At 48.6% G+C, this 13409-nt stretch carries 10 protein-coding genes; 1 reads left to right on the top strand and 9 read right to left on the bottom strand.

Annotation, left to right across the window (positions count from 1 at the left end):
- The first annotated feature begins 67 nt into the window (after positions 1-67).
- A complete protein-coding gene (locus MHI45_RS29375; RefSeq protein WP_076114293.1) occupies positions 68-535 on the top strand; it encodes a MarR family winged helix-turn-helix transcriptional regulator in 468 nt (155 codons plus the stop codon).
- A 55-nt stretch (positions 536-590) separates the two neighbouring features.
- On the opposite strand, the gene MHI45_RS29370 is transcribed toward MHI45_RS29375, so the two are convergent.
- The 9 genes from MHI45_RS29370 to MHI45_RS29330 form a co-directional block, all read right to left on the bottom strand.
- Positions 591-2456: an LTA synthase family protein gene (locus MHI45_RS29370; protein WP_340899508.1), complete on the bottom strand. Its 1866-nt coding sequence runs from the start codon at positions 2454-2456 to the stop codon at positions 591-593.
- A gap of 71 nt (positions 2457-2527) precedes the next feature.
- A complete protein-coding gene (locus MHI45_RS29365) occupies positions 2528-3247 on the bottom strand; it encodes a glycosyltransferase family 2 protein (RefSeq protein ID WP_340899509.1) in 720 nt (239 codons plus the stop codon).
- 310 nt (positions 3248-3557) lie between these two features.
- A complete protein-coding gene (locus tag MHI45_RS29360) occupies positions 3558-4229 on the bottom strand; it encodes an HAD family hydrolase (RefSeq protein ID WP_439823196.1) in 672 nt (223 codons plus the stop codon).
- Between the two features lie 206 nt (positions 4230-4435).
- A complete protein-coding gene (locus MHI45_RS29355) occupies positions 4436-4693 on the bottom strand; it encodes an AbrB/MazE/SpoVT family DNA-binding domain-containing protein (protein ID WP_038588784.1) in 258 nt (85 codons plus the stop codon).
- Positions 4694-5081: 388 nt separating this feature from the next.
- Entirely contained in the window at positions 5082-5717 is a 636-nt protein-coding gene (locus tag MHI45_RS29350) for a DUF6033 family protein (protein WP_340899511.1), read from the bottom strand.
- 167 nt (positions 5718-5884) lie between these two features.
- Entirely contained in the window at positions 5885-7981 is a 2097-nt protein-coding gene (locus MHI45_RS29345) for a glycoside hydrolase family 36 protein (protein ID WP_340899512.1), read from the bottom strand.
- A 270-nt stretch (positions 7982-8251) separates the two neighbouring features.
- Positions 8252-9580 (bottom strand): sugar ABC transporter substrate-binding protein, encoded by a 1329-nt coding sequence (locus MHI45_RS29340; RefSeq protein WP_340899513.1) that lies wholly within the window; start codon positions 9578-9580, stop codon positions 8252-8254.
- A gap of 124 nt (positions 9581-9704) precedes the next feature.
- Positions 9705-11351 carry a response regulator transcription factor gene (locus MHI45_RS29335; RefSeq protein ID WP_340899514.1) on the bottom strand — a complete coding sequence of 549 codons (1647 nt, stop codon included), beginning with the start codon at positions 11349-11351 and terminating at the stop codon, positions 9705-9707.
- Complete coding sequence (locus tag MHI45_RS29330) at positions 11344-13251, bottom strand: sensor histidine kinase (protein WP_340899515.1); 1908 nt, start codon at positions 13249-13251, stop codon at positions 11344-11346. Before MHI45_RS29330 ends, MHI45_RS29335 begins: the two co-directional genes overlap by 8 nt.
- Between the last annotated feature and the right edge of the window lie 158 nt (positions 13252-13409).

Raw genomic sequence — 13409 nt, 5'->3', positions numbered from 1 at the left:
TTATTGACTCCTAAAGTGATTAAATCTGGGCTATAATAATAGGTAAATAAGCTTATGAGGTGTATTAGTGAAAGAAGACAGATATGAACATGTGGATGAATTATTGGGGGCTTTTCAGCAATTCTCCAAGATGAATTGGCAGAAGCTAACGATGTTTGGGCTAAAGCCCAGTGAAATACGGGTGCTGATCACGATCAGGCTCCGCAATACAAAAGCGGACAAGCAGGTACTGACTGTCTCCGAGATCAGCAAGCTGCTTAAGGTAACTTCCCCTACGATTACGCAGATGGTGAACAGCCTGCTGTCACAAGGTTTTGTTGTGCGCACCAGCGACTCACAGGACCGGAGAATCAGCAGCATTGTATTGACGGAAAAAGGCGAGCTGCTCGCAGATAAAGCCGTCGCCAAGATCCGGGAGATGTTTAAAGGCATGGTCGATTATTTGGGCCAGGAGCAAAGTGAAACTTTAATTGATCTCCTGAACAGGGTACATGCCTACTTTGAACAAATACAGGATCAGCCGGATGGCTACTAGAGTGTACAAAAAAAGCACAAAGCGTAGGTTGACAACCTATACTTTGTGCTTTTGATTATTGTTCCAGGTCCGGCAGCTGTAAAATATAGCTGTTGGACAGATGCAACAGACGCTGTACAGCATCAAATTGCGCTTCTGTAGATCCGCCCTCAAGACTGGAGTTATCCAGCTGACTGTAGTTGGTACCGTCCGCGTAGGCATCTCCTGTTACATAAATGCTCTTGTCGTTAATGAAGGAGCCTGTCGGCAGGAAATGTCTGACCGGCAGCAGGTTGGTCTGCTGATTAAACAGATCTTCACCAAAATGCAGCTGATTCTGAACCGATACTCCCAGCAGATTGGCCACCGTCGGCAAGATGTCGACTTGGCCGCCTGTGTGATCCATTACCGCAGGCAGTTTAGCACTCGGCGAATGGACGATGAACGGAATGTTGAACATATCGGTGTAGCCATATTCATGGCCGACCAGTCCATTGATCAGTTCCTTCTCATCGCTGCCAAGCGTGTACATCGGCAGTCCCTGGTGATCGCCATAGAAGACGACAAGGCTGTCATCCCACAGGCCGCTTGTCTTCAGTTCCTCAAGGAATTGCCCCATCGCATAATCCGCGTAATTCTGGGCGCGAATATAATTGCCTAGCAGCGTTCCCTCGAAGCGCTCCGGCAACTCCATCTTATATTTATCTTCCGGCATATGGTAGGGATGATGGGCAGTCATCGAAATCACCATCGCATAAAACGGCTTATCCCCGGCATCCATCTGGGAAAGCTGCGGCACTGTTTTGGCAAACAGTACTTCATCCGATGCGCCAAAGGCAATATGGTCATCGTCGCCAAAAAAGGCCTGGTCATAATAGGTGTCAAAGCCTACCGCTTTGTATAACTCCTTGCGGTTCCAGAAATCCACACTATTGGTGTGGAAGGTTGCCGTGTCATAGCCATTCGAGGCTAGCAGCTTCGGCAAACTCGGTACAGATTTCTCCATATACGCCGAAGAGGTAGCCGGCTCATTCTTGGGAACGTAGAAAGAGGTGTTCACCACAAACTCCGCATCCGAAGTTGTCCCTTGGCCCGCATTCGTATAAAAATTATTGAAATACGTGTTTTCTTGTACCAGCGTATTAAGATTGGGAGTGATCTCCTGGCCGTCAATGGTCAGTCCGAGCAGGAAGCTCTGGAACGACTCCATTTGCACTACAATAAGGTTTTTGCCTTTATCAGCCCCATAAAATTGCGCTGTTACCGGCTCCTGGATTCCTTTCACCTCATTGACCGCCTGCTGGGTAATCTCCTTGCTGTCAATAAGCTCCTCGTCCTCGGTGGTATCCGCAAACAGGGTATACAGTTCGTAATTGAGAATCCCCATACTCTCTGCTTTTTTAATCTCATTCATGCTCGCATGATTAGGCCAGATGCTAAAGAAGCAGAGTCCGATGGAAACGGCCGTGATGACCAGCAGAACTGCCCGGTTCATGCGCTTCAAACCTCGTTCCTTCCATTTGGCAATATATTTGGGACGGAACATAAAGAAGAGGAAGAAAATAATATCCACAAAAATAAACAGGTAATAGGGGGCGATCAGAGAATACGTGCTCTCTCCTACCTTAATGACTTTATCCGCTTGCTGCAAAGCATGATATGTAGCGATCACACCGTAATACTTGTAATACATCAGAACGGAAAAATAAATAACCGTAATCAGCAGATTGGCGATCATGTAGTACAATATCTTCCGCTTCGAGGCCAGCCATTCAATCAGACTGAACACAATAATGAAAAAGGGGATTTCCGTTAACACCATACTCCAGTTGGGACCGTCGTTAAAGACGACAAACCAGGCAACTGCACTCTTTATAAGCAAAACTAAGCTGAATAATACTATAGGCTTGTATAATTTATTTTTAATATTGAATTTGTTCATAATGACTCTATCCCTTTCTTTAAAAACTTGGCCAGCCGCCGCACCTCCTCCCGATTTCAGAAAGCTTCTCGTTAATCCGGATTAGGCATAGATCTGATGCGGTACCGGATGACCCTTTTTTTCAGCCAACCGATGACAACAGCGTCTACGAATCCTGTAATTGCCGGACTGAGCACACCATATTTGGAATGTCCGTGTTTTCGCTCTTGATGCGTTACTGTAACCTCGATGACTGTAAATCCGTTCATTTTGGCCAGTGTAGGCAAAAAACGGTGCATGCCATTGTATAAAAAGAAGCTGTCCGCCACTTCCCGCCTCATAAGTTTTAAGGGAGATACAGAATCCTGGATCCTTTCGCCTGTAAGCCAATTCCTTACTCCGTCGCCGATCCATGAGGATATCCTTTTCAAAAAAGTAACCTTCCGGTTCTCCCGTTTGCCGTTCACAAAATCCACTCTGCCGATAAAGGGCATCAGCCTGAATATATCGCGCGGGTCGCTTTGCAGATCGGCGTCCATGAGTGCGACCAGTTCTCCCCTGGACTGCCTTATGCCCGCCCAGACAGCAGCCGTCTGCCCGCAATGTTTCTCGAAATGAATGACCTTCACCGACTTGTCAGACCGTGCAATCTCATCCAGAATCAAGGCGGTCCGGTCCTTGCTGCCATCGTCGACTAGCACAATTTCATAGCTGTCCATCTTTTCTTGCACCGCATCCGTTATGCTCTGGTGAAGCTCCCGGATATTGCCTTCTTCATTATAAACCGGTACGACCACAGACAATCTAACCAAACAGACTCACCTCAGTACCAATTAATATATTCACGCCGCACCCGACGGGTTACAGGACAGTAAAAAAACGCAGGTTAGTGCGTTCCGGTCCGATCCAAAAGATTTAACAGTACTACTGCATTAAATCACAAAATAGATAGGTTATCAACCTATTTTTCCAGGCGTTTTGTCCGGCAAACCGCCGAAATACTTAATCTTTTCCAGAGTAGAAAAATAACGCCCCTTGTCCGCAGCACCGCGGAGCAAGGGGTGTTTGTAGGCAGGCTTGAACTGCAGATGTACCAGGAATGGAGCATCCCGCTTCTATCCGTTACTCAGCCCGGTCGTACAATCCGATTAATTCATCGAAGGAAGTAATAATAACGTCTGAGCCCTTCAGCTCATCCTGACGTCCGAAGCCTGCATAGGCACAGCCGATTACGGTCTGTCCGTTTCCTTTGCCGGCCTGCACATCGGAGGAACGGTCCCCAACCATCCATGCGCTGCTGATCCCGTGATTGTCCAGCAGAATGCGCAGCAGCTCGGTTTTGGTCGCAGTGCCTTGTCCACCAGCGCTGTACAAGCCCTCGAACAAATCCTTCAGCTCATGCACAACAACGATGCTGTGGATGTAATCCTCCAACCCGTTGCTGGCCACGAACAGCTTGACTCCACGTTCATGAAGTGCGGCAAGGGTCTCCTTAACCATTGGATAGAGCAAGGTGCCGCCTGCTTCCAATCCCTCAACCTCCATCTGCAGCAGCAGTTCATCCGCCCGGCGGTGTACAGCTTCATCGGCATCCGGCATTACATTCTTCCAAATTTGCTCCAGCAGCATGCCAAGACTGCCCAGAATAAGTTCCTCCGGCGGAGTCGGCCCGGTATGCAGCCCTTCTTCCCGCAGGATATCGAACATTTTATGGTAAGCAGGCAATAACAGGGTTTCCGTCTGGAACAACGTTCCATCCATATCAAATACAATTGCTTCCGGTTTCTTTAGCATCAGGTGACTCATCCTTTCCAAATTGTTTTGCGAGTGATCTCTGCTCTGCACATGCAGCTCTAGGTTACATTCCTTTATGATATAGGAAAGCAGTGTGAATTGTCTATGGAGTCGAGATTAACAAAAGGGGACCAGTGGCGGACACTGTAACGTGTCTGCCACCGGTCCCCCGCTGTCATTGGAATCTGTAAGGTTAGGAAAAGAAATTAGATATGGTCAAAACTTGAAATCAATTCATCAAGAACATCTTTGCTTACCATTTTACCTTTGAAGTTAATCAGGTTTTCCGCACTTCCAGAGAAAATGCAGGTAGGCTCATATTTTCTGAGAATGATTTTTTCACCATCAACAAAGATCTCCAGTGGGTCTTTTATGTCAATTCCCATTGTTCTGCGAAGCTCAATCGGAATCACGATACGTCCCAGTTCATCTACTTTTCTTACAATACCTGTTGCTTTCATCATTATGCATCCTCCCTTGATATAAACACTTTATATAATCATTTGTGTTAAAAGCTATCATAGCTTCTAAATAGTAGTAATGATTACGCTATATCTGCATTTTAAAGTGCTATTTCTTTCCTGTCAATTTTATTTCTACAACTTTTGATATTTATCGACAAATTATTCGTTATAATCTAGAGTCGATTCGACAAAATATTCGAAGTTTATACATTATAATAGCCGAAAACGGCTACCATTGACAGTTTTTTATGGAAAAATGTTAAATTAAAATTTATTAATTGTAAGCAATAGAATGAAGATTCAAATGGCATAGCAAAAACCGCCTAAATGGTCGCAAACGCGTTGACCTAGGCGGTTATCATGTTCCAAGAAGTTATTAATCAATTAATTAAAACAGATCCTTTTTCCGCAGCATTGAATCCAGACTGGCTTGACGCACACTATTTATATACACGCTATTTGCTTCTTCATTGCTACTGGAGGTCTCTGTAAATGACCCGAATTGTGAGAGGAGCGTGCTGCTGTTTAATTTACTCAACAAGTCCAACTGCTCGGCCTTCTTCTTTTGGTCTGCCTCTACTTCTTTCTGAATCTTTTCCCGCTCGGCAGGTGTCAAATAATCACCAATAACCCAAAACGTAGCTGTTCCATCCGGATGTATAATTACCCCGCTGGCATCACCCGGTTTATCATTAGCGCTGGACGCAAAATGGTCCTGTATGATATCTTCTACTTTTTTTTGCAATTGTGGATCTGTTGCCGACTGAATCAGTATATTGGGAGCGATCGTAACATTTCCTTTGCCAACACTATGGGAATACACACTCTTTACTGCTTCTTCGGTCTTGGGTATAGCTTGCACATTGATCTTAATGCCGAATTTATTTTCCAATTCCGTCAAAACTGCTTCCGAATTCGTTGTCGATAATGCATCTTGAAAAGAAATCCCTGAATTCTGACTTTTCTGGCTTGCTATTGTTGCCCCCGCACGATTAAGGCTGCTGAGTGGAGCTACATTCAACAAATTAAACCAACTCCTTTATTCTTTTTTTCCGAAGCATCCATTTAGTATATCGGCTTCCGGAATTTGTATTTTAGACTTTCCTCAATATGTACAAAAAAAGAACCAGCACCCGCTCCCCAAGAATCAGGTTGAGGGGGAGCCGGCCCTGGCTGCAAGCTTTACGAACTTTACGAAGTAATCTCAAACAATCTCGCTGTTTTTCCCGGTGGGAGGGCCACCGTCAGTACTCCTGCTGATTTATCCCAATTCCAGGCCAAGTCATGCTGCTGCGGATAGGCACAGGCGATGGCTGGTTCAAGCCCCTTCAGCTCTTCTATCGGCAATTGGACATTCTCGGCTTCTCCGGCAATCCGCCATACCGCGACGTACCTGCGTTCCCCGCGCCGCAGCCCGAGGCTAACCCATTCGCCCCCGCTATCCGGCAAGCCGAGCGGCCAGAAAGGCGTGGCATGCGGGATATCACTGCGGATGGTTTTGTAATAATCCAAAGCTTCCTTCACCAGTTTTCTGCGGCGGGGCTCTAGCTCCGCCAAATGTCCGCTCTGGTGCACACGCAGCAGCAGCGCATTGACCATATTGAAGATGACTTCCTCATCATCGCCCTCACGCAGCGGATACGACCAGACCGCGGACTGCTCCGGTGTCAGTGCCGCCGGCGAGCCTGCGGCTATGGCCGCGTACTGTACATAATCCTCCTGGTCGCTGGTCGACTGGATACTGTGCCGGCTGAGCATCGCATAATCCATACGCATGCCGCCGCTGGAACAGTTCTCAATCACAAGATTTGGATAACGCACAAAGATGCTGTCCAGCCACGCCAGATAGGCACGGTTATGCTGCAGCAGCCCATCGCCGAAGCTGTCCGCATCTGTCTCTGTTCCAATGCCTGCATTGATGTTGTAATCCATCTTAATGTATCCTACGCCGTACTGCTCAACCAGACGGGCAATAACACCGTTAGCATGTTCAATCACTTTCGGGCTGCGGTAATCGAGCTGGTAGCGGCTGCGGTCCTTAACCCGTTTGCCATGCCGCATGAAAAACCAGCTGCCATCGGTCTCCGCCAGCTTCGGACTGTTGATGCCTATAACCTCCAGCTCCAGCCATAGCCCGGGAATCATTCCTTTGCTGCGGATATAGTCCAGCACATATTTAATCCCTTCCGGGAACCGCTCACTGGAAGGCTCCCACTGCCCTACGCCATCCCACCACTCTCCAGGCGCATACCATCCGGCATCGATGCAGAAATATTCACAGCCGACATCGGCGGCGGCGTCGATTAAGGGCAGCAGCTTCTCCGTCGTCGGGCTTCCCCACAGGCAGTTCATATAGTCGTTAAAAATAATCCGCAGCAGCTCATTATCCTCATTGGGTCTGCGGATCATCCGGCGGTACGCCGTAAGCTGTTCCGCTGCTCCCTGGAATCCTCCCTGTACAGCACCCACAGCTACAGGCACCGAGGTGAACTCCTCACCCGGGGCCAGCTTCAGCCACCAGTGATTGTCATGCTCTGTAGGCCCGCTGGCCAGCAGTGTAAGCTGATCATACTGATCCGTCAGCTCCCAATGCCAGGAGCCGTTATGCTCAATCTGCCAGAACAGGCTTGTCCCGCTCTCCTTGTTGTGCAGCACAGCCATGGGAAGCAATTCTGCCGCTGACCAGGAGCCTGTATTGCTTGCGGCAATCCGTTTCGAGCCGCGGTCGGCCAGATGGGACATCCCCAGCTCAGGCAGCCGGTAGGTCCGCCACTGCAGCTCACTCTGCCACCCGCTATGCGCGAGGGTTACCTCGATCTTGTCGTTGCGGTCTCCGCTTCCCTCCTTGTCTACACCTGTAAGAGCAAATGAGGAGATGTATTCCACGGCCGCCTCTGCTTCCCCGGCATTCTTCAGCACTGTCCAGCTGCGTACAATCTGCACGCCCTTATAGAACTGAAAATGCTGTACCGCCTGAATTCCCGTAATGTGATCGGTCAAGGTTAGCTCCAGCTTGCGTCCCAGCGCATTCCCCGTGTCGCTGTGCCCGGCATATACCATCCGGAGCCCCGGATAGGAGGCCCGGTGGGTGCGCCCGTGATATTCGGCGCGGTCTTCACCCGACAATTGCAGCTCCAGCAGCCGGAAGCCCGGTTTATTCTTGTCGGCGATAGCCCCGGCTTCCAAAGGTGACGCTCCGAAGTGCAGCAGCCGGACATCCTGCTCCGCTGTAATTTCAATCGTAAGATAAAGTCCATTTTCGGCGATTTCAATGATCTTGCTGTCCATATTTAATTTAGCCTCCTGCCATATGTTGGTGTCTCTCCTGATTATAAGGTCTGTTTTTGTATTCGTAACTGTTCGCGCTCTACAACTACAAAATAAACTCCCAGCGGTGAAAGAGTAACGGAGGGGAATTTTGGAATTGGAGGAGCGGAAGCGGCCGGAAATCCAAACATTCACCGCAGTTACGGCATTCACCGCCTCCCGCCAACAAAAAAGGGACGGCCCCCCCGGTAAATGAATCTTACCTTCGAGACCGTCCCACATCGAAATGTTTTATTGAGCCGATCCGAATTGGATCCAGGCTTTCTGAATTTCGTTGACCGCTTGATCCTTAGTTTTGCTGCCGCCGATGTAAGCCTGCATCAGTTCACCAAATTTCTGGTGGAAGGTATCCAGGGAGTAGTTGACCGACAGGTCGCCGGATTTCTCCGTCTTCAGGATTTCTTCCATTTCCTTAGGCATTTGCAGGTCAGGCATTGGGGCATCCTTGATTGGCGGGATTACCTTAGCCACGGTGGAGAACCAGTTTTTGCCGTACTCGGAAGTATACAGCCAGTTGAAGAACTCAATAGTTTCCTTAACTACAGCAGAATCCTTGTTGATGCGCAGCGCCTGGTCAGCACCAGTAATAATCTGGGACTGTTCCGGTTTGTCGCTGACAGGGTAGCCGGCGATGCCAAGGTCAAAGTCTGGTGTAATTTTCTTAATGGCTTCTTCATCCCATGCGCCTTTACCGTTCATGAATGCGGTTTTGCCAAGAGCGAAGTCGCTGACTTGAGCATTGCTGTCGCGCTCCAGCGGCTTGTCCGTACCGTGCTTAACTGTAGTGTCAATGTAATTAAAGAAGTTATTGTACAGCAGCGGGTGATCCTTGATGGTCGTCTTGCCGGCGATGAAATCTGCTACAAGCGTTTTAGCGTCTGTTCCCGCATCGATTGCAGCCGCATCCACAAAGTGTTGGAAGATGTGCTTCCATACCCACCACTCTTTGTAGGCATTGGCGAACGGTGTAATGCCTTTTGCCTCCAGCTTGGTGATCGCATCATCCAGCTGGGCGGTTGTCTTTGGAATTTCTGTGATTCCGGCATCAGACAGCAGTTTTTTGTTATACATCAGTACGAACAGGTTGCCTTTCACTGGAAGTCCCAGCACCTTGCCGTCGGTAGAGCTCATATTGGAGCGGACCGCATCGGTCATCGCTGCCGCAAGCGGCTCATTCGTAAGATCGGCACTGTATTCAGCAAAGGTATCAATATCTCCACCGGCTGTCGTCTGGAACACGTCAGGAGTGCTGCCGGCAGCAATTTTCGATTTAAGTACCGTATTGTAGTCAGCCTGCATAATTTCCAGGTTGATGGTAACGTTCGGTTTTACCTTTTTGTATTCTGCGATGTAGGCATTGAACGCCTCGGTGTACTCCGGAGATGCGGTAAACATATTAATCGTTACGGGCTTGGAAGAATCAGTTGTGGCAGCATTATCCGTCCCATTTGTACCAGCCGTATTATTAGTAGCGGCATTATTGTTGTTCCCGCCGCAACCGGCCAGCAGACCGCCGACGAGCAGCAGACTTGCAGATAGTCCCATAAATCGTTTTAACATGATGTTGCCCCCTCTTTCTTATGCATCTTGTGTGGTCTTGTTGCTATTCTAAATAAAAAGAAAAAGGATAAGAATGTACATAAGTGAACTTATAAGGGTAAAAAAGTGGGCTAATGTAACCGTTTCACTTTTCTACCCCGGGCAGCAGGAGCCTGAATTCAGAAGGTGAACAGTCGTAATAATTGCGGAACGCCTTGCTGAAATAGTTTTTGTCCTTATAGCCCAGCATCTCGGAGATATCCTGGATTTTGAGGGCAGGATCAGACAGCAGGTCCTTGGCCTTGTCCATTCTTACCTTTTGTACATACTCATGAATGCCGTAACTGTATTGGGCCTTGAACAGCTTCATCAAGTATTCTCTGCTCAGGAAATATTTATCCGTGAACATCGATATTTTAATATTCTCGAAATAGTGGTTATCAATGTATGCTTTAATATTTTCCAGTACATTGCCACGGTTACCGGCAAGGGATCTGCCGATTTCACCGGCATAGACATCCAGAATATGATTCAGCACGCCTTCAAACTGCTCAAAGGAGGCAAAATCACCGGCGATCCCCAGCCCGCGCAATCCCTTGTCTTTGCCGCCGCGCAGCCGTTCAGGAACCGCATTCAGTTCCTTGGCGATATCGTTCAGCAGAATAATGAACTCTTGAATCGTCCGGTCAGCCGCACCGAGGCTGAAATGCCCGGAAGACTGCCATTGTCCGGTGAATTCGCCGAGGATGCTTTTGGCATGATTCACATTTCCGCTCTCCAAAACATTGCGGATAAGCGGCATCCGGCCAGTCAGAGAAGGGCTGTCCTTAACTGGTAGTTTAGTACCTGCACCGGCAGCAACAATGCCGCTCTTTAGATTCAGCAGATCAATGGCGTCCAGCGACGCTGTGGCGGTGTCATACGACTGTGCGATATCCATACAATCGCTATAAGGCTCTCCAATGCCTCCTGCACAGGCAATTCCGAACAACTCCTTCAAAGTCGAAGCAGCCTTTTTCATATGATGCAGGGACAGAAAGGCCGCATCCTGCCCGTAACCGCCCTTCATGGTAAAGATAGCGATAAATTCACGCTCTGCCCGGGGGCTGACGAAGCTGAACGCTTCAAAATCCCCGCCGCTGTTCTCATTAATGACATTCGTTACGGCAAAATGCATCAGATCCCGGTCCTCATGAAATCTACCCTTGCGGACCTGCTCCAGATTGAGCAGCCGGACAATCCCGACAGCAAAAAAATGGCCGGGTGTATCTGCACCGATCAGCGGCAAAAAGGCTTCATTGGACTGGTTCTTGAAGCTGCGCTCGATAATCGACAGATACATTTTCTCCTTCAGCTTCGGAATGGACATGTTCAGCGTGATGTTCTGGCTGATAAATTCGCTTTCTTTCTTGCGTTTCGCCTCCAGCAGGTCGACGGCCTTGTGCAGCGCACTGTTCAGATCAGTCCGGTTAACCGGCTTCAGCAAATAGTCGACAACCTTGGAACGGATGGCCTGCCGGGTATATTCGAAATCATTGTAGCCACTGATAACAATCAGCAGCAGATCCGGAAATTCATGCTCGGCGATTTGCAGCAGCTGGCTGCCATTCAGCTCCGGCATCTTCATATCGACAAGCGCGATATCTATTTTGTGCTGCCGCAGCATGGCCAGTCCAACGTTGCCGTCTGTAGCCTCCAGCACCTGATCTACCCCTAGTCCCTTCCAGTCCCCCAGAATGTTTATGGCTTCGCGCAGCGGCTCTTCATCATCTATGATCAGTACTTTATACATGTTGTCCCAGACCTCCCTGCGGTAATTGCATTTCCATTGCCGTTCCGTGCTCATTACTGCTGATCGCCAACCCCGCTTCTTCTCCATATAAGAGCTTCAGCCGTGTATTCAAATTTTTCAGCCCGATGCTTTCATTTCCGTCATCGGACAGGTCTCCTCCAAATTCCTCCCACTGGATCTGCAGCGAGCTCAGCACTTCCGCAAGCCGTTCCCCGCTAATGCCAGGCCCGTCATCCAGTACAGAAATCACATTGTAGGTTGGAGTAATCCGCGCCACAATCCTGATCGTGACTGTAGAGGATACCCTCTCCAGCGCATGCTTAATGCAGTTCTCCACCAGCGTCTGAATGGACAGCTTGGGAATACTCAGCTCCAGCAAGGTCTCGTCCCAATCGTAGACGATCTGCATCCGGCTCCCGAAACGGGCCTTCTGCAGCGCCAAATAGCGTTCAATATGCCTCAGCTCTTCCCTGGCCGCAACAACATCACGTCCGCTGATGCAGTAACGCAACGTCAAAGCCAGATTATCAACCATCTCAACGATATCGTCATTGTTGTTCTTCAATGCCTTCGTAGAAATCGCCTGAAGGGCATTGTATAAGAAATGCGGGTTAATCTCCGCCTCCAGCGCTTTGAGCACCGCGTTTTTCTCGACGATTTTCATTTTATAACGTTCATTGATCAGTTCATTGGTTTTCTCCACCATCTTATTGAAATGGCGCGACAGATACGCGATCTCATCGTTGCCCTCCACCTGTGCCTCGGCATCAAAGCTGCCGGTACTGAACCGCTTCATTTGCAGCGACAGATTTTTCAGCGGATTTGTGATCCTGTTGGAGATGAAGCTGACAAGGATCACCGAGACGATCAGAAACAGCAGGCCAATGAAGTAGTTTAATTTACGTGTCGTTGTCGCCGCTTCATAAATTTCTTTGTAGGGAATCGGCTTGATCAGCTTCCAGCCCTCTTTTTTATTAATGTCATAGATCACCAGATATTTTTGTTCATCAGCCGACCACGTAAGTCGTCCGCCTTGGGCTGGGGTCAGCTGGTCCAGCAGGCCTGCCGCTTCACTTTTGGCATAAAATTCACGGTCATCCACCACAAACGCCTCATTATCCGGGCTGACATACATCAAATGCTCTCCGCTGTTGAACGGAATGTCCTTCATGATCTCATCGGTGACGCTGGAGTTGAAGTACAAGGACAATACCGCCTGCGGTTCTCTGGACGCGATTGAACGGAGCAGCCTGTGGTAGCCCATGAAGCTTTTGTCTTTATTAATAGGATAGTCATCCTGTTCCGAAGTGTCCTGCACAAAGGATTGATAAGAACGGTTAAACGGGCTTGCCAGCGCACGCTTATACCAGGTGAGATTCTCAATCGGGGGGTGCTGGGCGACCCGGATTGTAATATTATAGTTCTCTTTGGTGACATAATAATACTTCTGCTCTTTGATCACGTAGAGGGTTATGGCCTCCAGGTCATTGCGTGAAAAATAGAGGTTCTTCAGGTAATCCTCCACATACATCTTGGAAGCATAATCTTCCGATTCGTGCATGATGGCGTAAGTAATCTCATCATAGGAGATTTGCGGCAGGGACAGCTGCTCGATCCCGTCAAGGTAACTCTCCAGATTACGGCCGACCAGCAGCAAGTTGTTGCTTGTGCTCGTTATTCTGCTGTTCACTGATTCCTTGCGCAGCATTCCATAGGAAATGAACGTCAGCGAGGTAACCACCAGGATAATAATGGTCGTGAACAGCAGAATCAGCTTATTCGCCAGACGGCGTGAAATCCGCTCCAGTAAAGGCTCAAACAGCTTATGCAGAATTGATCTAATGATGTGCGGCGGCCTCCTTTGCTTGCAGGGTTCAATACCGGAAATGGTGGCCTCCATAAAATGCCAGGACCCTTTTCTCCAGCTTCAGCATCTTTTTGGTGTTCTTTTCAGTTCACCTTTTTACCCCTAACTGTACTCTTAAATCCATTTTTGAGTATAGGGGTCTGCTCTATAATACACAATATAGACTAACCGGAATGGTTATGTGTGGCAAG

Origin of the sequence: Paenibacillus sp. FSL H3-0321, from assembly GCF_038002865.1 — a bacterium.
Lineage (GTDB): Bacteria > Bacillota > Bacilli > Paenibacillales > Paenibacillaceae > Paenibacillus_AQ.
Note: the sequence above shows the minus strand (reverse complement) of the source record. Positions and strands in the feature narration are given on the sequence as shown.